The sequence below is a fragment of the Streptomyces sp. NPDC054796 genome (assembly GCF_053611545.1).
Genome location: NZ_JBSHAO010000004.1, coordinates 92018 through 110852 on the forward strand (window position 1 = coordinate 92018; position 18835 = coordinate 110852).

The window sequence follows — 18835 nt, forward strand, 5'->3', positions numbered from 1 at the left end:
TGGATCCCTTCTTGCGGCTCTGGGGACGGGGATGCTGTCGGAGCGCAAAACATTGACCAGTGGGAGCGCTCCCAAAGTCGATGAGGAGTCAAAAGGTGTCAAGGGGGTGCGCACGCTCTACGGCGAACGCGGCCGTGGGGAGGGGTGCCTCGCGCCGTGCCGGGAGTCAGCCCCCGCTGCTCCCGCCGCCACCGCAGCCGCCTCCGCCGCCTCCGCCGCCTCCACAGCCCCCGGAGCCCCCGCAGCCCGAGCTGCCGCAGCCACCGCCGCCGCCCGAGGAGCCGCACCAGGAGGCCCCGCCGGAGCTGTCGGTGTCGAAGGACGCGCCCCACTCCGCACTCCTGCCGGAGGAGGCGTCGCCGGACGCGCGGGCCGCGTCGCGCAGACGGGTGCGCAGCTCCGTGTCGGGCAGCGCCAGGAGCCCGCCCACGGCCAGCAGGGAAGCGCCCGTGGCCGTGCCGCCGTGCCCGTACGCCCACGGGTTCTGACGGCGCAGCGCCCGCAGCGCACGGCGGCCCGCGCGGGTGAGGCGGCTGCGCGAGGGCGCCAGCGCGCGGCCGGCGGCGAGGCTCAGCATGGCCACGGGCGGCAGGGCGAACTGCGTACCGGAGGGGGCGCCACCGCCGCCGAGGAAGAGCGGCGCCACGAAGGACAGCACGGCGAAGAAGAACGCCGCCACGTTCACCCGGCCCGCGATTCGCCACGTCGCGCGCTGCTCGGGCCGCCAGAGCAGGCCCCGCGCGGCCAGCGCGTCACCGACCGCCTGGACGGACGCCGACCGCATCAGCGCCGCGCGCAGCTCACCCAGCGGACGTGACCACTCCGGGCCGCACAGCGCCAGCAGCTCGCCCTCGACGGGGGCGTGCGAGACGGGCCTGACGACGTGCAGGCGGTCGGCACCGTCGATCGCGACGCGGCCGTCCTCGCGCATGGTGCACACGACCGTGTCGGCCACCCGCCCTGGCCCGCCCGCGAGGAAGGCGGCCTCCAGCAGGTCGCCAGGACCGCCCGTGACGGGGGGCGCGTTCGACGTGGTGGCCACCGCGCAGACGGCCAGGAAGAGCACGCTGCCGACGAGGAGGAGCAGGGCGAGGACGGGCAGTGCCTCTTGTGCCAGCACGGGCTCACCGTCCCCTCAGCGCGCGCAGGGCCCTGCGCAGCCGCCCCTGGGGGAGCGGAGCGGGACCTGAGCGCTCGCGCCACCAGCGGTGGACGTGCCGCCGGACGTTCGCGTCCAGTGGGCGCGTGCCGCGCAGCAGTTCCTCGGCGAAGTCCAGCGCGTCCCTGCGGTAGCCGCCGGTCATGGGGCGGCCCCGCGCGTAGGCGACGAACGCGGCCCTGTACTCCTTCTCGCCCAGGATGCGCGGCAGTTCGGGGGCGACCTTGGCGATGACGTCGGCGCGCTTGGCGGTCAGCGCGCGGGTCTGCACGGCCAGCCGCTCCTCGTCGAAGCCCTCGGGCGCGTGCGCGCCGGAGACGAGCGCGGCCAGCAGCCCGTGCTGGGCGTGCGCGAGGCGCTCGCGCGCGTCCGCGACAGGGTCGGGGTCGGGGGCGGGGGCGACTTCGGCCACCTGTACTGGTGCCGGTGCGTCCGGCTGTCCGGTGCGGTGCTCAGACATGCTGGGCCTCCCCGTCGCGCACGGCCGTTGGTGTCGGCGCGCTGTGCCCCAGCACCGCGCGTATCGCGTCGAGTTCGCCCGCCAGCTCGTCGACGGGGGGGAAGTCCTCGTCCCGCTCCAGCAGCACACCGGGCGGCCGGGTGCGCGCGCACAGCTCCGCCAGCACGTCCAGCACCGGCTGGGAGACCGGGTGCGCGTGGCTGTCGTGCCAGACGCCGTCGCGCTCGACGCCGCCCGCGACATGGACGTAGGCCAGCGCTTCGAGCGGCAGCTCGTCCAGCGCGGCGGCCGGGTCCTCGCCGCGGTTGACGCGGTTGGTGTGCAGGTTGGCGACGTCGATGAGGAGCCGCACCCCTGTGCGCTCCACCAGCTCGGCCAGGAACCTGCCCTCCGTCATCTCCTCGCCGGGCCAGTTGACGAGCGCCGCGATGTTCTCCAGGGCGAGGGGGACGGGCAGCGCGTCCTGGGCGATGCGGACGTTCTCGCACAGCACGTCCAGCGCGTCCCGTGTGCGCGGCACCGGCAGCAGATGCCCCGCTTCCATGCGGGGCGTGCCCGTCAGCGGACCTCCGGCCCTGACGAACGCGATGTGCTCGGTGACCAGCGGCGATTCCAGTGCTTCGGCGCGCTCGGCGAGGGCCACGAGCCGTCCTGGGTCGGGGCGTTCGGCGCCGCCGAGGCCCAGCGAGACCCCGTGCGGCACGACCGTGGTGCCACGGGCGCGCAGCCGCTCCAGCGAGTCGGGGAGGTGGCCGGGGCAGAGGTTCTCCGCGACGACCTCCACCCAGTCGATGCCGGGCAGCGCCTCGATGCCCTCGGCGATCTCCGGGCGCCATCCGATGCCCGTGCCCAGCCCGGGAACCGCCACGGGCTCCCGGCCCGCGCCCCCGCCCCTGCCACCGCCCGGTGATATGTCTTCCACTCGCGTTCCCTCTCCGTGCGTCCCCGTGTCCTCGTGTCCTCGTGTCCTCGTGTGTGGGTGCTTCTGCCACGTACCTACGGGGACGAATCCCGTACGCGGCTGGTTCAGAGGGGAATCTGAGCCAAGGGGCGACGGGACCGAAGACCCCCTCGCGGACGGTCACTCTCCGGGGGCGAGCAGCGTCCGGCGGACGGCGTCGCGAAGCCAGTGGTGGCCTCCGTCCGCCGCCTGGCGAGGGTGCCAGGCCATGCCGATGGTCAGCGGCGGCAGGGGCAGGGGGATGTCGAGGAGACGCAGGCCGAACGTGGTGGTCGCGGCGTCGGTGAGCGGGGTGGGGGCGGGGGCGGCGCCCGGGGGTGCGGTGGGGAGGAGGCAGACGACGTCGCTGCGCGCTGCGAGTGCCATCGCGGCCAGGTGGCTGGGCAGGACGACCGTCACCCGCCGCCGGAGGTTCCGCTCGGCCAGCGCGGTGTCCAGGGGGCCGGTGAACCGGCCGCGTCGGCTCACCACGACGTGCTCGGCGGCGGCGAGCCGGTCCGGGGTCAGGTCGCCTTCGGTGAGCGGGTGGCCCGGCCTGACGGCAGCGGCCATCCGGAGGTGGAGCAGCTCCTCGACCTGCGTCTCGGGATCGACGTGGTCGATGGAGCCGATCTCCAGGTCGATCCGGCCGTCGCGCAGGGCGGGACCTGCCTCCCACTCCTCGGCCCTGAACCGCAGCGAGACGCCAGGCGCCTCCTGCCGGGCCAGCCGCAGCAGTCCGGGGGCGAGTGCAGCGCCGAGCAGGTCGGCGGTCTGGAGGGTGAAGGTGCCGCGCAGCGCTGCGGGGTCCACACCGGCGCCGGGGCTGAGCAGCGCTGCGAGGCCCCGCACCACCGCTGCCGCCTCGTCGCGCAGTGCCTCGGCGCGCGGGGTCGGGACCATGGTCTGACCGGCCCGTACCAGGAGGGGGTCCTGGAGTACGCGCCGGAGGCGGGCGAGGGTGCGGCTCATGGCGGCGGGGGACGTGTGCAGGCGCGCTGCGGCGCGGGTGACGCTCTGCTCGGTCAGCAGAGCGTCCAGCGCGACGGCGAGATTGGCGTCGGTGACGGACGCTGGACTGCTGCTCATCGGCGTAATTCCATTTCGGGCAATGATTCCGTGCTGAGGTTCCCATTGTGGCAACGCGTCGGCTCTCCACAGGATGAGGACCGTTCCGATCCGGCACGACTCATGAGGTTTCCATGATCGTCATCACTGCTCCCACCGGGAACATCGGCGGCCATCTGCTGTCCCGGCTCCTGGAGTCCGCACCGGCGCACGGCGAGCGGCTGCGCGTCGTCGTGCGCGATCCGGCACGGCTGCCCGGCGCGGTACGGGAACGCGCCGAGCGCGAGAGCGAGCGCGGGCACGTCGAGGTGGTCGTCGGCTCGCACGGCGACGCCTCGGTCGTCGACCGCGCCTTCGACGGCGCCGACGCCGTGTTCTGGCTCGTCCCCCCGGACGCCTCCCTGACCCCGGAGGACGCCTACAGCGGCTTCACCGGCCCCGCCGCGAAGGCCCTCGCCGCGCACGGTGTCGGCCATGTCGTCGGCGTCTCCGCGCTCGGCCGCGGCACTCCGCTCGCGGACCGCGCGGGGCTCGTCACCGCGTCTCTCGCCATGGACGACCTGATCGCCGGAACCGGCGTCGCGTACCGGGCCCTGGCCTGCCCGTCCTTCTTCGAGAACCTTCTGGAGGAGGCCGGCTCGATCCGCGAGAAGGGCGTCTTCACCGAGGCCGCCGAAGCGGACCGCAGGGCTCCTCTCGTCGCCGTCGCCGACATCGCGGCCGTCGCCGAGGGCCTGCTGCTGGACCGCTCGTGGAGCGGCAGCGGCAGCGTCCCGGTGCTCGGGCCGCAGGACCTGTCGCCCGACGACCTGGCCCGCATCATGACCGGGCAACTGGGCCGCCCCGTCCGCTACGAACGCCAGTCGCTCGACGAGCTGCGCGCCGGTCTCGTCGGACACGGCCTCGACGAGGCGTTCGTCCAGGGCGTCGTCGACATGAAGCGGGCCAAGGACGCGGGTCTCGACGCGGGCGTCGTCCGTACCCCGGACACCGCCACCCCCACCACCTTCGAGGAGTGGTGCGCCCTGACCCTCAAGCCCGCCGTCCTCTCCTGACGGCGCGTCACCATCCACCTGACCGACCGGCCATCCGCCACACCGCCACACCGCCATACCGGAGGAATCCGTCATGCCCACTGAGGAAACCGCCCCGCCCGTCACCGCGTTCATGCTCATCAAGACCCGGCCCGAGTGGCTCGCCATGACCCCTCGGGAACGGATGGACGCCTTCGCCACCGAGATCGTCCCCGCGATCAAGGCCAAGACCACCGGCGTCCGGTCACGCTTCTACGACACGGAGTTCTACTCCACCCGCGTCACCGACGTCTGGGTCTGGGAGGCCGACGACCACGAGGCGTACCAGCTCCTGATCGACGCGCTGCGCGAAACCCCTTTCTGGGACCGCTACTTCGACATCGTCGACCTCCTCGTCGGCACCGAGAACGGCTACGCCCGTACCTACGGCTTCGAGCCCGTCGCCACCGTCACCACCTGACACCCGCTCCACCGGGCACGCCGGTGTGGCCCGCCCGTCGCCGTCGCTGTCGCCGCCGTCAGCGCGGGGGGAGGGAGGCGATGCGGGCCACGCCGTCGACCGCGATGGTCTTCCCCGGCGCGATCTCCGTGAGCCCCGCGTCATGCACCACCGGCAGCCCGCCGCCGTCCGCGGCGAGCCGCGCCCAGTGCTCAGCCCCGGCCGTACGGGCGGCGAGCGCGAAGCCCGCGTCCCGCCAGCGCGCGCGGGCCGTGCCGTCCAGCTCCCACCAGGCGAGCTGCGCCCCGTGCGCCGCCTGCGCCATGGCCTTGCCCGCCGACATCTCCAGCTCCGGGTTCAGCCACAGCACCGGCAGCCCGTCGGCGGGTGCAGCGGGCGGCTCGGGGTCGGACAGGTCCGTGCCCGAGACCTGGAGGCGCGCGAGGTCCTTGGGCCAGTCGTCCAGCGGTACGGGCGGGAAGACGCGCACCTGCGCCGTGCGCCCCGTCACCGTGAGCCCCGGCAGCGCCTCGGCGCGCCGCCACTCCGCGCCGCGCGCCCGCCGCACCACCTTGCGGATCCCGCGCTCCTCCCACAGCCGTACGGGCTTCGCCCACTCGCCGTCGTCCGCCGTGGTGCGCTCGTCGGCGAGCAGCGTCAGCACCGCGCGGGACGCCGTCTCCAGCGCGTCGGTGCGCGCGGGCGGCTCGGCCCGCTCGATGCGGACGACGAGCGGCAGTACGTAGCGCGTGGGCCCGCCCTCGTCGTCCTCCGGGGGACGGACCGGGCGGGACGGGCGGGGCGGCGGGCCGTCGCCCGTAGCGGAGGAGGAGGGACCGGTCCCGGACGTGTGCGCTGCGTTCACGTGTCCAGTCTGCCAGCCCCTCACCGGGCGCTTCCGTTACGGTTCTGCGCCATGAGACTGCGCGGAGTGGGCCGACGGTACGGGGTGACGGGGCCCTGGGTGCTGAGCGGCGTCGACCTCGACGTCCCCGAGCGCGCGTTGCTCCGCGTCCACGGCGCCAACGGCAGCGGCAAGTCCACGCTGCTGCGGCTCCTCGCCGGGATCGACGCGCCCACGACGGGCAGTGTCTCGGGCCGCCCGCGTACCGCGTACGTCCCGGAGCGGTTCCCCTCCGCGCTGCCGCTGACCGCGCTCGGCTACCTCACCCACATGGGACGCGTGCACGGGCTGCGGCGCGCACCGGCGGCGCGGAGCGCGCGGGAGTGGCTGGAGCGCTTCGGCGCGGGGGAGTACGCGCGCACGCCCATGTCCGCGCTCTCCAAGGGCACCAGCCAGAAGGTGGCCGTCGCACAGGCGCTGCTCGCCGGCCCTGGGCTGCTCGTGCTCGACGAGGCGTGGACGGGGCTCGACCCCGAGGCGCGCGGCGTGCTCGACCGCGCCGTCGCCGAACGGGTCGCCGACGGCGGCACCGTCGTCTTCGTCGACCACGACGCGCGGCGGCTCGCCGGGGCGCAGGACGGCGCGTACAGGGTGGCCGACGGGCGGGTCGCCCCCGACCCCGGTTCCGGCCCCGTTCCCCTTCCGGGGGCGGAGGCCGGGGCGCGGGTGCGGATCGAGGCGGAGGGGCCGCCCGGCGCCGTGCCGTCGGGGGAGCTTCCAGGACGCCCCGTCCTCGGCACGGGCCCCGACGGCACCGTCCTGCTGACGGCGCCCGCCGCCTACTCCGACGCGCTGCTGCGCGCCCTGCTCGACGCCAGGCCGCCCTGGCACATCCGCTCCGTCAGCGCGCTGCGCGACCCGGCACCGGCACACGACCCGGCACCTGCTCCGGCGCGGGAAGAGAGCGGCCCGCGATGAGCCCGCTGCCCGCGCTGATCCGCTACCAGACCGCGCTGCTCGTCCGCTCCCAGCGCTGGCTGCCGCCCGTTCTCCTGTACGCGGCACTTCTGGCCGTCGGCGTCCAGTCGGGCCAGCCCCTCCTCGACTCGCTCGGCCTCGCGGCCGCCGCGATCCTGCCCGTCGCCGCCTGGCTGGTACGGATCTGTGTGACCGGCGAACCCCCCGCGGCGCGGCACTGCGCCGGCGCTGCGGCCGGGCCCTGGCGCGTCCACCTCGCGAGCGTGCTGACGGCGCTGGGCGCCGCGTCCGTGCTGGCGGCGGCCGGAACGGCCGTCGCCGCCGCGATCAGCGACCCGCACAGCACGAACCGGCTGACCGAAGTCCCCGTAGCGCCCGCCGCACTCGCGGGGCTCCTCGCGGCGCTCGTCTGCGCGCTGCTCGGGACGGCCATCGGGACGCTGTGCGGACGGCCCGTGCTGCGGAGCACCGGGGTGGCCGTGCCGTCGATGCTGCTCGCCGCGCTGATGGTGCTCGTGGTGGGGGGCTCGCCCGCGAACGCGGCCGTCGACGGGCTCGTCACCGGGTCACGCAGCGGGACGGTGCACATGCCCTGGGTCCCCTTCGCGGCCTCCGCCGGTGTGCTGGCGCTCGCGGTGTGGGCCGCGTGCGTGCTGGCGGCACGCCGTACGTAGCCCTCGTCGGGGGAGGGAAGAGAGAGGAGGCAAGGGAGCGGCGCGGGACGCGGGCCCGAGAAGTGGGCACCGTGCGTCCCGCGCCGCATCAGCCCCCCGCCGCGCAGGGGGCGGTGCTCATCGCTCAGTGCCAGGGGCCCGTGATGGCGAAGGTCGTGCCGGGGTCGTAGACGTTGACGTACATCGTCGCGCCGTCGGGCGAGAAGGTGACACCGGCGAACTCGCCCCAGGCCGGTTCCTCCGGCGTACCGACGTTCTGACGGTTGCGCGCCAGTGCGTACACCTCCCCGCCCCGGGTCAGCCCGTACACGTGCTGCGCGCCCTCGCCGTCCTCGCAGACCATCAGGCCGCCGCTCGGCGCGAGGCAGATGTTGTCGGGCTCCTCGCCCGGCAGTTGGAGGTCCGTGTCGGGCCCGAACACGATCACCAGGGTGAGCCGGTTCCGCTTCGGGTCGTAGCGCCATATCTGCCCGTAGTGGTCGGCCTGCGAGCCGTCCGCGCTCTTCGCGAAGCTGGACACGAAGTAGACGCAGGACCCGCCCCAGTAGCAGCCCTCCAGCTTCTGCGCGTGGGTGATGCCGCCCTTGCCGAAGTCCTGGAAGCGGATGGGGGTTTCCTTGGCGAGCGGGTCCGGGACCTCGATCCACTCGATGCCGTCGAAGCTCTTGCCGGTCTCCTGGACGACCGACAGATCCGGCACCCCGGGCACGCGCATCGCCTGGAGCGTGCCGCCCGCGTGCAGCGAACCGTAGCCGCCCTTGGGCTTCTTGGGGAGGAAGCGGTAGAAGAGGCCGAACGGCCGCTCGAAGGCGTCCTCCGTCTCGTACACCGCGCCCGTACGCGGGTCGAAGGCCACGGCCTCGTGCTGGAAGCGGCCCATCGCGGACAGCGGTTCGACGGAGGTGGGCCTGTGCTTGTCGAAGCCCACCTCGAAGATGAAGCCGTGGTCCTTGGTGTGGCCCGCTTCACCGGCCTTGAACTCGGTCTCCTCGCAGGTCAGCCAGGTGTCCCACGGGCTGGGGCCGCCCGCGCAGTTGGTGGACGTGCCCGCGATGCCGACGCGTTCCTGGAGGACACGGCCACGGCGGTCGACCTCCAGCAGCGTGCAGCCGCCCTTGGCCGCCGGGTCGTAGGTGAGCCCGGGGACGGTGGGGACGGGGGCCTCGGCGTCCATGCGGTTCTCGTGGTTGCGCACGAGCCAGACGGAGTCGTCGCCGTGCCCGTCGCCGTGCCCCCGGGCGTCGCCGTTGCTGTGGCCGTGACCGTGGCCGTGGCCGCCGGAGCGGAACGCGTGCATGCCGTCGGCGTGCCCCGGCACCTTGCCCTCGCCGGAGCGCAGTGGTTCGCCCTCGCGGGAGAGGATCTTGTAGCGGAACCCCCTGGGGAGGTCGAGTATGCCCTTCGGGTCGGGTATCAGGGGGCCGTAGCCCGCGCTTCCCCCGGTGCCCTGCGCGGCGGCGGTGCCCGCGAAGAGTTCCGAAACGGCGCCGGAGAAGGCGATGCCCGCTCCCAACACGCCCGATCTGGCCAGCACTTCACGTCGCGTCGTGCCCATAAGGCAGCTCCCTGGGTTCCCTGTTGGCGGACAGGTGACCAGGTGTGTGTACCACGCGGGCGGCGGCCCCGACACTAGCCTGAACACGGGGAAATCTACGCGCGTCTGGCTCGCGTTCCCGGCCGGCGCGGCGAAGCCGTCAGAGCCCCTTGGCGTCCCGGGCCAGCGCGGTCAGCCGGGAGATGGCACGGAAGTACTTCTTCCGGTAGCCGCCCTTGAGCATCTCCTCGCTGAAGAGCTGGTCGAAGGGCACACCCGAGGCCAGCACCGGCACCTCCCTGTCGTACAGCCGGTCCGCGAGGACGACGAGCCGCAGCGCCGTCGACTGGTCCGGCACCGGGCCGACCCCGGTGAGGCAGACGGCGCCGAGGCCGTCCGTCAGCGCGCCGTAGCGGCTCGGGTGGACCTTCGAGAGGTGGCCGAGGAGGGCGGGGAAGGCGTCGAGGGAGGCACCGGGGGTGCGGTGCGCGGCCCGCGTGACCTCGTCGTCCGTGCGCGGCGCCGGGGCCTCGGGCAGCCCGCGGTGCCGGTAGTCCTCGCCGTCGATGCGCAGCGCGCGGAAGTGGGCCGAGAGCCCCTGGATCTCGCGCAGGAAGTCGGCGGCGGCGAACCGTCCCTCGCCGAGCTTGCCGGGCAGGGTGTTGGAGGTCGCTGCCAGCGCGACGCCCTCGTCCACGAGGCGGCTCAGGAGGCTGGAGACCAGGACGGTGTCGCCGGGGTCGTCCAGCTCGAACTCGTCGATGCACAGCAGCCGGTGACCGCTGAGCGTCCGCACGGTCTGCTGGAAGCCGAGGGCGCCGACGAGGTTGGTCAGCTCGACGAACGTGCCGAACGCCTTCAGCTCGGGGGGCGCGGGGGTGGCGTGCCAGAGGGAGGCGAGGAGGTGGGTCTTGCCCACGCCGTAGCCGCCGTCGAGGTAGACGCCGCGCGGGCCCGCGGGCGCCGCGGACCTCGGCTCGCGCCGGAACAGCCGGGAGAGGCCGCCCCCCTTGGAGCCCTTGGCCCCCTTGGCTCCCTTCCCCTCACCCGCGCGCGAGGCCCCGCCCAGCCCCTCGGCGAAGGCGCTCAGGATCCGCACGGCCTCGCTCTGGCTGGGCTGGTCCGGGTCCGGGATGTACGTCGAGAAGCGGGCGTCGCCGAAGCGCGGCGGCGGGACCATCTCGGCGACGAGCCGGTCGGCGGGCACGTGCGGCTCGCGCGCGCACAGCGAGAGAGGGGTGGTCCCGGAGGCTTCGGATATCGGGGAGGGGGAGGTCGACACGGTTCTTATGCTAAACGGCGGCCGACGCGCGGGGCTCCGTCAGTGGGCCGTGCCACACTGCGGCGTATGCGACGTCTGTTCCCTTCCCTCCCGTACGGCTCCGCGCCCGAGACCGCTCCGCAGGCCGTCTCCGGCACCGCTCCTGGCACTGTTTCCGGCACCGCTCCCGGCACCGGTTCCGCTCCCGGATCCGGCTCGTCCCCGGGCGGGGACCAGGGCCGATGGAGCGTCGACGAACTGGCCGAGGCGTACGCCTACCCCGTCCAGGGCCAGGACGCGGGGCACGGCAGCCGTCCCGCGTACCCCGTGCACTCAGCGCACCCCGGCACCTCGTGGCTGCGCGCCAACATGGTCGCCTCGCTGGACGGCGCGGCGTATCACGAGGGCCGCTCGCAGCCGCTGTCCTCCGACGCCGACATGCGGATCTTCGGGGTGCTGCGCGGCCTGGCCGACGTGGTCGTGGTCGGCGCCCAGACCGTACGGCAGGAGGGGTACCGTCCGGCGCGCGCCCGGGAGGCGTTCGCCGCGCGGCGCGAGGCGGCCGGGCAGGGCCCGGCCCCGGCCATCGCCGTGGTCAGCGCGGGCCTCGAGCTGGACTTCTCGCTGCCGCTGTTCACCGAGCCGCTGGTGCCGACGCTGGTGGTCACCGGCGCGGGAGCGCCGTCCGACCGGATCGCGGCGGCGCGCGAGGCGGGAGCCGAGGTGGTCTTCGCCGGTGAGGGCGCCTGGGTCGAGCCCGCGCGGGTACCCGTCGCACTCGCGGAGCGGGGGCTGCGGCGACAGCTCACGGAGGGCGGGCCGAGGCTGCTCGGCCAGTTCGTGGCGGCCGACGCGCTGGACGAGCTGTGCCTGACGGTCGCGCCGCGCCTGACCTCGGGCGATGCTCCCCGGATCGTGAACGGGCCGGGGCTGGCGGTGCCCTCGGACTTCCGTTTGGAGGGGGTGCTGGAGGAGGACGGGTTCCTGTTCACCCGTTACCGTCGGATCTGACAATCGGCGGAATGACACGTTCCGCTTAGGCTTGTGTGGGCAGACTGACAGGCGCAGGTCCCGTGCGAACACGGGGCAGGATGGTTTCTGTCGGGGTCACGCGCCCCGCGTGGAAGAAGGGCACCCGCCGTGTTCACGACCGTATTGATGATCGAGAAGCCGCTGGTGTCGGACGACGTGGAGCTGGTCACGACCCTGCACGGGGACGAGCACATCTCGTTCATCGTGCTGATGCAGCCACGCGGTGACCAGGACCGGCTGCTGCGTGCCCTGGACGACGTCGCGCTCGGCGAGCTGGAGGACGCCGTGCGCGAGGCCGACGAGCCGGAGGGCGGCGAGGCGCTGGGGCCCGCGGCGCGGGCGCTGGAGTTCTCGCTCAAGCGGCTCAGAGACACCGGCGCCGAGGCGATCGGACAGATCATCGAGGAGCACCCGCTCGATCTGCTGACGTCGGTCGTGGAGAGCACGCACGCCGACGAGGTCATCGTGCTGACGGCTCCGCATCTGGTGGAGGAGTTCTTCCACCGCGACTGGGCCTCCCGGGCGCGGCACAAGGTGGGCGTGCCCGTGCTGAAGCTCTTCGCGCACACCGACGCGGAGGACTGAGCGCGTCCGGACGCGTACCGGCGGCCGGGCGGTGGCCGCGTGATGGCCGGACGGTGGCCGGGCGCGGCACGGGGGCGCCGGGCCGCTGCCCGTACGCCGGTGGGCCCCGCGCACCGCATAGGCTGGGCGGCGCGCGTACGCGGCCCGTCGCGCACCGGTTGAGTTCGAATATCTGGAGCCCCCGCATGGCAGTCGCCCCGTCCCTTCCGACCGTCCCCCCGGCCATGGAACGGCCGCACTTCATCGGCATCGGCGGCGCGGGAATGTCGGGCATCGCCAAGATCCTCGCGCAGCGCGGCGCCCGGGTCGCGGGCAGCGACGCCAAGGAGTCCGCGACGGCTGCCGCGCTCCGCGAGCTGGGCGTGACCGTGCACATCGGGCATGCCGCGGCGCACCTCGCGTCCGACGCCACCTCGGTCGTCGTCTCCAGCGCCATCCGCGAGGACAACCCGGAGCTGGCGGAGGCCGCCGGGCGCGGCATCCCCGTCGTGCACCGCTCGGACGCGCTGGCCTCGCTCATGGACGGGCGCAGGCCGCTGGCCGTCGCGGGCACCCACGGGAAGACGACCACGACGTCGATGCTCGCCGTCAGCCTCCGCGCGCTGGGCCTCGACCCCTCGTACGCCATCGGCGGCGATCTGGACGAGCCCGGCTCCAACGCGCACCACGGCACCGGCGAGATCTTCGTCGCCGAGGCGGACGAGAGCGACCGCAGCTTCCACAAGTACGCGCCCGAGGTCGCCATCATCCTCAACGTGGAGCTGGACCACCACGCCAACTACGCGTCGATGGACGAGATCTACGAGTCCTTCGAGACCTTCGTCGGCCGGGTGCGCGAGGGCGGCACCCTCGTCGTCTCCGCCGACCACGAGGGCGCGCGCGAGCTGACGCGCCGCGTCCGCGCGTCCGGCGGCGGCCCGCGCGTGCTCACCTACGGCGCGGCCGAGGACGCCGACGTCCGCGTCCTGGACGTCACCCCGCACGGCCTGACCAGCGAGGTCACGGTGCGGCTCGCGGGCGGCGGGGAGCTGGCCTTCGCCGTCTCCGTGCCCGGCAGCCACTACGCGCACAACGCGGTCGCGGCCCTCACAGCCGGCGCCGCCATGGACGTGCCCGCCGAGGAGCTGGCCAAGGCCCTGGGCACGTACACGGGCGTCAAGCGCCGCCTTCAGCTCAAGGGCGAGGCGAACGGCGTCCAGGTGATCGACTCCTACGCGCACCACCCCACCGAGATGACCGCCGACCTCGAGGCCATCCGCGGCGGCGCGGGCGAGGGGCGCGTCCTCGTCCTCTTCCAGCCGCACCTCTTCAGCCGGACCCAGGAGCTGGGCACCGAGATGGGCCAGGCCCTCGCCCTGGCCGACGCCTCGGCCGTGCTCGACATCTACCCGGCCCGCGAGGACCCGATCCCGGGCGTGACCAGCGAGCTGATCATCGACGCGGCACGGGAGGCGGGCGCCGACGTGCGGTACGTCACGGACCGTGCGGCGGCCTCCGAGGCGGTCGCCGGAATGGCACGGCCCGGTGATCTCGTTCTCACCATGGGGGCGGGAGACGTCACCGAGCTGGGCCCCGAGATTCTCGCCCGGCTCACCCGCTGAACCCGGGGTTCGGCACCGTCCCCGTGCCGTCGTACCCGTCGAACCCGTACCCCGTACCCGTCGAACCGAGCAGCGAGCCGTGAGGAGCGAGGCCATGGCCTACGACATCGACAAGCCCGAGGAGCAGTGGCGCGAGGAGCTGTCCCCGGAGGAGTACCACGTCCTGCGCGAGGCGGGCACCGAGCGCCCCTTCACCGGTGAGTACACGGACACCAAGACCACGGGCGTCTACAACTGCCGCGCCTGTGGCGCCGAGCTGTTCCGCTCGGCCGAGAAGTTCGAGTCGCACTGCGGCTGGCCCAGCTTCTACGACCCGGCCGACTCCGACGCCGTCGAGCTGATCTCGGACCGGTCCCTCGGCATGGTCCGCACCGAGGTCCGCTGCGCGCGGTGCGGCTCGCACCTGGGGCACGTCTTCGAGGGCGAGGGCTACCCGACGCCGACGGACCAGCGGTACTGCATCAACTCCATCTCGCTGCGGCTGGAGCCGGGCGAGAACTGAGCGCGTAGACGCTGGACGGGCCCCGGCCGGGTGACGGACGGCCGGGGCCCGGACCGGCCGGGCCCCGTGAGGAGCCCGGCCGGTGCCGCGGCCACCCGGGGAGGCGGGTGGCCGCCGCTGGCCGGAGCGCTGATCAGAGTGCTGGTCAGCGCGTTGCTACGAGCACTGGTCAGAGCGCCGGGTAGGCGTTCTTCAGCAGCTCCTGGAACTGGGCCGAGAACCACTGGCCCGAGATCGGCGCGTCCGGCAGGGCGCCGGACATGTTGTGGTTGTTGCGGGGGTTGCCGGTGTACGTCGGGTCGCACATCCGGTCAAAGCCCTTGCCCTCGTCGTTCGGGATCTCCTTGCTCGATCCGTCGGACTCACCCGGGGGCTTCACCCAGACGTACGCGTCGATCCCGGCGGCCGGTGCGGCCGTGGGGCGCTCGCCGAGCCCGGCGCCCTTCTGGTTGCACCAGTTGCCGACGTGGATGCGCTGGTCGGTCTTGCCGCCGTTGACGTAGCTGTCCACGTCGGTCTGCGGCCCGGGGCCCGTGGGCCGTGCCGTGCCGCCCCAGCCGTTGCGCGAGGTGTCGATCAGCATGCCGATGCTGGAGCTGAAGCCGACCGAGACGAGCTTGTCGCGGAACGCCTGCGCGAAGGACTGCTCGTCCACGTAGCGGTTCCAGTCCACCCACTTCGACTCGCGGACCGACCTGCCGCCGACCGAGTCGTTGATGGTGAAGTAGGGCTCCTTCGTCGGGCTGTAGTTGGCCGTGTTGGTGATGAAGCCGTGGACGTCGTCGACCGTGGCGCCCTCGGCCGTCGCCGCCTGCTTGAACACGTCGGCCGACGCGCCGAAGTTGTCGTCCCAGCCGATCCAGCCGTGGTGCCCGGCGTCGACGTAGTTGTAGACGTTGCCGGCGTCGCCGAGCTTGTTCAGCGCGTAGCCGACGCCCTTCACGTAGTTGCCGTTGGCCTTCATGGCGTCGCACTCGGGGGTGGCCGTCGCGCGCCCGCCGGTGTTGGTGACGAGGTTGGGCAGCGAGTCGATCTCGACGGTCGTGACGATGCGCAGGTTCGCGTACTTCGGGTCGGCGAGGATCGCGGCGATCGGATCGATGTACTCCGTCTTGTACCTGTCGATCTCCGTCGGACCCAGCTCGCCGTTGGAGGCGAGCGCGGCGCAGTCACGCCCCGGCAGGTTGTAGATGACGAGCTGGACGACGAGTTGGCTGCCGTTCGCCTGCTGCAACGCCGTGTCGAGGTGGTCGCGCAGGCCCATCTTGCCGTTCGCGCCCTCGATCGCGGCGATGCGGTCGAGCCAGACGGCGGTGGGCTGCTGCGCGACCTTGCTGCCGCCGGGCTCGGCCGCGGCCTTCGCGGACCACTCCGGGTTCACATAGCCCTTGGCGCCCTGGTACGGGTTGTCGACCTTGGCCGCTGCCGCGGCGGGTGCCTGTGCCGACGCTCTGGGCTCCAGCGCCGTTGCGGTCCCGGCCGTGGCGGCGACCAGCGCGCCCGCCGCTAACAGCGCGGTACGGGACAGCCGGGAGGAGCGGACACTGCGGGCGGGGCGGTCGGGGCGGGCGGGTCCTTCGGAGTGTGAGGGGTGGGCGGTGTTTCTGTTGCGGCTCATGAAACAGGTTCCTCTCGGGTTCCGGGCGGGCGGTGCGGACCGCGTCGCCTTGGGGGGATGCGGGGGCGTTTCTGCGCTGATCGCTGGTTGCTCGCTCGCTGCTGACGCGCTCGCTGCCGGTCGCTCGTCGCGTGGCACGGGTCGCGTGTCGTCTGCCGGATGACACGTGCCGGACGGTGCTTGAGCGTGAGCGGAGGGGTTCGCGGAGCTGTCCCAGGTCTGTCCGGGCCCTGACCGGTCGGTATCGGCTTCCGGTTTCCGGCGCGGAGGCATGACGCTTCGCCGAGGGGACGTGAGGGTGCCGACAGACGTGCTCGGCACCGGCCGTCAGGAGATGAAGGCGCAGGGGGGTGCGCGCATGAGCGACTCCTCACTGGTCGAAAGCGCCACGCACGGCGCTCGACGGATGGAATCGCTCCCACTGGTGCCGTCAGAATGTAATGGGTAGTTCCGCATCGCGACAGGGGCGTTGCGAACTTCTTCCGTCGAATTTCTTCGACGGGGTGGTCTTGCAATGTCTCTTGACACCCATAGCGCCGCAACCGAACCTTGGGAGCGCTCCCACTGGTTCACGGCTTGTACTCCGATCCCCCCATTCGACCGAGCCGCTAGGAGGGACCCGCTCCATGCGTACAAGACGCAAACGCAAGCGGCGGTTACTGAACTTCCTGTTCGCAGCACTCTTCATCGCGGCGACGACTGGTCCGGCTCTGGGAACCGGCCAGGCAGCGGGAACCGGTCCCTCATCCGGTTCCGTTTCTGGGGTGGCCGGGTCCGCTCCTGGGGCTGGCGGGTCCGTCGGGTCCGTCGCGTCGACGGGGTCCAGGCCGGACGCGGTCGCGGCCGACGCGTACGACTGGAAGAACGCCCGGATCGACGGCGGCGGCTTTGTCCCCGGCATCGTCTTCAACCGGAGCGAGAAGAACCTCGCCTACGCCCGTACGGACATCGGCGGCGCCTACCGCTGGAACGCCTCGTCCGAGACCTGGACCCCGCTGCTCGACTCGGTGGGCTGGGACAACTGGGGCCACACCGGCGTGGCGAGCATCGCCAGCGACCCCGTCGACCCGGACAACGTCTATGCGGCCGTCGGCACCTACACCAATGACTGGGACCCCACCAACGGCGCGATCCTGCGCTCGGCCGACCGCGGCGCGAGCTGGAAGAGCACCGGTCTCCCATTCAAGCTGGGCGGAAACATGCCGGGGCGCGGCATGGGCGAGCGCCTGGCCGTCGACCCGCACGACAACAGCGTGCTGTACCTGGCCGCGCCCAGCGGTGAAGGGCTGTGGCGCAGCACCGATTCCGGGGTCACCTGGGCCGAGGTCACCAGCTTCCCCAACCCCGGCAACTACGCGCAGGACCCGTCCGACCCGAGCGGCTACGCGAGCGACAACCAGGGCGTCGTGTGGGTCACCTTCGACGAGTCCACCGGCTCGGCGGGCAGCCCGACGGGGACGGTCTACGTCGGCGTCGCCGACAAGGAGAACACCGTCTACCGCTCGACCGACGCGGGCCGCACCTGGTCCCGCCTGCCGGGTCAGCCGACGGGCTACCTCGCGCACAAGGGCGTCCTCGACGCCGAGAACGGCTACCTCTATCTCGCGCTCAGCGACACGGGCGGGCCCTACGACGGCGCGAAGGGCCAGGTCTGGCGCTACGCGACCGCGACCGGCGAGTGGAAGAACATCAGCCCGATGACGGACGCGGACACATACTTCGGCTACAGCGGTCTCACCGTCGACCGGCAGCATCCCGGCACGGTGATGGTCACCGGCTACAGCTCCTGGTGGCCCGACACCCAGATCTTCCGCACCAGCGACAGCGGCGACAACTGGACCCGCGCCTGGGACTGGACCAGCTACCCGAACCGTTCCTTCCGCTACACCATGGACGTCTCCTCCTCACCCTGGCTGACCTGGGGAGCCAACCCGGCGCCGCCCGAGGTCACCCCGAAACTCGGCTGGATGACGGAGGCGCTGGAGATCGACCCCTTCGACTCGGACCGGATGATGTACGGCACGGGCGCGACCGTCTACGGCACGGGCAACCTCACCGACTGGGACGACGGCGGCAAGATCGGCATCGAGCCGATGGCCCGGGGGATCGAGGAGACCGCGGTCAACGACCTCGCCAGCCCGCCCTCGGGGGCGCCGCTGCTGAGCGCGCTCGGCGACATCGGGGGCTTCCGGCACACGGACCTCACCAGCGTGCCGTCGACGATGTACCAGTCGCCCAACTTCACCACCACCACGAGCCTCGACTTCGCCGAGAAGAACCCCGGCACGGTTGTACGGGTCGGCAACGCCGACACCGCGCCCCGCGTCGCCTTCTCCACCGACAACGGGGCCAACTGGTGGGGCGGCAGCGAGCCCTCGGGCGTGACCGGCGGCGGCACGGTGGCGGCCGGGGCCGACGGCAGCCGCTTCGTCTGGAGCCCCCAGGGCGCCGGGGTCCACTATGCCACCGGGGTCGGCGGGGGCTGGTCCCCCTCCAGCGGCATCCCCGCAGGGGCGACCGTGGAGGCCGACCGGGAGAACCCGCGGACGTTCTACGGCTTCTCCTCCGGCACCCTCTACGTCAGCACCGACGGCGGTGCCACTTTCACAGCGCGTGCCTCTCAGGGCCTCCCGGCCGGGGACAGCGTCCGCTTCAAGGCGCTGCCCGGCGCCGAGGGCGACGTCTGGCTCGCCGGGGGAGCGAAGGGCGGCGCCTACGGGCTGTGGCACTCCAAGGACTCCGGTGCCACCTTCACCAAGGTCCAGGGCGTCGAGGAGGCCGACACCATCGGCTTCGGCAAGGCGGCTCCGGGCGCCTCGTACCAGACGCTCTACGCGAGCGCCAAGATCGGCGGCGTCCGCGGGATCTTCCGCTCGACGGACGCGGGCGCGAGCTGGGTCCGCGTCAACGACGACGCCCACCAGTGGGGCTGGACCGGTGCGGCGATCACCGGCGACCCACGGGTGTACGGCAGGGTCTACGTCGCCACGAACGGGCGGGGCATCGTCTACGGCGACATCCGGGAGTGAGCCTCCCGGTCGCGATCTCGTACGGCCCGGGTCCCGCCCCGCCCCCGGGCCGTACGGCCGCGCTCAGGCCTGTGCTC

The 18835-nt window shown here is 73.1% G+C and carries 15 protein-coding genes and 1 pseudogene; 9 read left to right on the forward strand and 7 right to left on the reverse strand.

Going from position 1 to position 18835, the window contains the following annotated elements; genetic code table 11:
* Nucleotides 1-166: 166 nt before the first annotated feature.
* From ACWGJ2_RS04960 to ACWGJ2_RS04970, 3 genes and pseudogenes are all read right to left on the reverse strand, one after another.
* Entirely contained in the window at nucleotides 167-1120 is a 954-nt protein-coding gene (locus ACWGJ2_RS04960; RefSeq protein WP_453344536.1) for a TIGR04222 domain-containing membrane protein, read from the reverse strand.
* A 4-nt stretch (nucleotides 1121-1124) separates the two neighbouring features.
* A pseudogene (locus ACWGJ2_RS04965) lies at nucleotides 1125-2487 on the reverse strand (DUF692 domain-containing protein).
* Nucleotides 2488-2700: 213 nt separating this feature from the next.
* Nucleotides 2701-3648 (reverse strand): LysR family transcriptional regulator, encoded by a 948-nt coding sequence (locus ACWGJ2_RS04970; RefSeq protein WP_453344537.1) that lies wholly within the window; start codon nucleotides 3646-3648, stop codon nucleotides 2701-2703.
* A gap of 113 nt (nucleotides 3649-3761) precedes the next feature.
* Between ACWGJ2_RS04970 and ACWGJ2_RS04975 the strand changes: the two genes are divergently transcribed.
* On the forward strand, nucleotides 3762-4682 hold the full coding sequence (locus tag ACWGJ2_RS04975) for an NmrA family NAD(P)-binding protein (protein WP_453344538.1): 921 nt from the start codon (nucleotides 3762-3764) through the stop codon (nucleotides 4680-4682).
* 73 nt (nucleotides 4683-4755) lie between these two features.
* Complete coding sequence (locus tag ACWGJ2_RS04980) at nucleotides 4756-5121, forward strand: darcynin family protein (RefSeq protein WP_453344539.1); 366 nt, start codon at nucleotides 4756-4758, stop codon at nucleotides 5119-5121.
* A 58-nt stretch (nucleotides 5122-5179) separates the two neighbouring features.
* On the opposite strand, the gene ACWGJ2_RS04985 is transcribed toward ACWGJ2_RS04980, so the two are convergent.
* The gene (locus ACWGJ2_RS04985) at nucleotides 5180-5965 is read right to left on the reverse strand and encodes a peptidyl-tRNA hydrolase (protein WP_453344540.1); all 786 of its coding nucleotides are present in this window, start codon (nucleotides 5963-5965) and stop codon (nucleotides 5180-5182) included.
* A gap of 51 nt (nucleotides 5966-6016) precedes the next feature.
* Here ACWGJ2_RS04985 and ACWGJ2_RS04990 point away from each other — a divergent pair, with 51 nt between their 5' ends.
* Together ACWGJ2_RS04990 and ACWGJ2_RS04995 are read left to right on the forward strand one after the other, a co-directional pair.
* A complete protein-coding gene (locus ACWGJ2_RS04990) occupies nucleotides 6017-6922 on the forward strand; it encodes an ATP-binding cassette domain-containing protein (RefSeq protein ID WP_453344541.1) in 906 nt (301 codons plus the stop codon).
* Nucleotides 6923-6927: 5 nt separating this feature from the next.
* Entirely contained in the window at nucleotides 6928-7596 is a 669-nt protein-coding gene (locus ACWGJ2_RS04995) for an ABC transporter (RefSeq protein WP_453344677.1), read from the forward strand.
* Nucleotides 7597-7720: 124 nt separating this feature from the next.
* Here the strand turns inward: ACWGJ2_RS04995 and ACWGJ2_RS05000 are convergent, their stop codons facing one another.
* Together ACWGJ2_RS05000 and zapE are read right to left on the reverse strand one after the other, a co-directional pair.
* Nucleotides 7721-9151 carry an alkaline phosphatase PhoX gene (locus tag ACWGJ2_RS05000; RefSeq protein ID WP_453344542.1) on the reverse strand — a complete coding sequence of 477 codons (1431 nt, stop codon included), beginning with the start codon at nucleotides 9149-9151 and terminating at the stop codon, nucleotides 7721-7723.
* Between the two features lie 139 nt (nucleotides 9152-9290).
* A complete protein-coding gene (zapE, locus tag ACWGJ2_RS05005; RefSeq protein WP_453344543.1) occupies nucleotides 9291-10412 on the reverse strand; it encodes a cell division protein ZapE in 1122 nt (373 codons plus the stop codon).
* A gap of 66 nt (nucleotides 10413-10478) precedes the next feature.
* On the opposite strand from zapE, the gene ACWGJ2_RS05010 reads away from it, so the two are divergent.
* The 4 genes from ACWGJ2_RS05010 (at nucleotide 10479) to msrB (ending at nucleotide 14111) form a co-directional block, all read left to right on the forward strand.
* Nucleotides 10479-11402 carry a pyrimidine reductase family protein gene (locus ACWGJ2_RS05010; RefSeq protein ID WP_453344544.1) on the forward strand — a complete coding sequence of 308 codons (924 nt, stop codon included), beginning with the start codon at nucleotides 10479-10481 and terminating at the stop codon, nucleotides 11400-11402.
* A gap of 129 nt (nucleotides 11403-11531) precedes the next feature.
* Entirely contained in the window at nucleotides 11532-12008 is a 477-nt protein-coding gene (locus tag ACWGJ2_RS05015) for an indole-3-glycerol phosphate synthase (RefSeq protein ID WP_453344545.1), read from the forward strand.
* A 185-nt stretch (nucleotides 12009-12193) separates the two neighbouring features.
* Nucleotides 12194-13609 (forward strand): UDP-N-acetylmuramate--L-alanine ligase, encoded by a 1416-nt coding sequence (gene murC, locus ACWGJ2_RS05020; protein ID WP_453344546.1) that lies wholly within the window; start codon nucleotides 12194-12196, stop codon nucleotides 13607-13609.
* A 94-nt stretch (nucleotides 13610-13703) separates the two neighbouring features.
* Nucleotides 13704-14111, forward strand: a complete 408-nt coding sequence (gene msrB / locus ACWGJ2_RS05025; protein WP_453344547.1) for a peptide-methionine (R)-S-oxide reductase MsrB — start codon at nucleotides 13704-13706, stop codon at nucleotides 14109-14111.
* A gap of 169 nt (nucleotides 14112-14280) precedes the next feature.
* On the opposite strand, the gene ACWGJ2_RS05030 is transcribed toward msrB, so the two are convergent.
* Nucleotides 14281-15729, reverse strand: a complete 1449-nt coding sequence (locus ACWGJ2_RS05030) for a glycoside hydrolase family 6 protein (RefSeq protein WP_453344548.1) — start codon at nucleotides 15727-15729, stop codon at nucleotides 14281-14283.
* A gap of 626 nt (nucleotides 15730-16355) precedes the next feature.
* Here ACWGJ2_RS05030 and ACWGJ2_RS05035 point away from each other — a divergent pair.
* On the forward strand, nucleotides 16356-18758 hold the full coding sequence (locus tag ACWGJ2_RS05035) for a WD40/YVTN/BNR-like repeat-containing protein (RefSeq protein WP_453344549.1): 2403 nt from the start codon (nucleotides 16356-16358) through the stop codon (nucleotides 18756-18758).
* The last annotated feature ends 77 nt before the right edge of the window (nucleotides 18759-18835 follow it).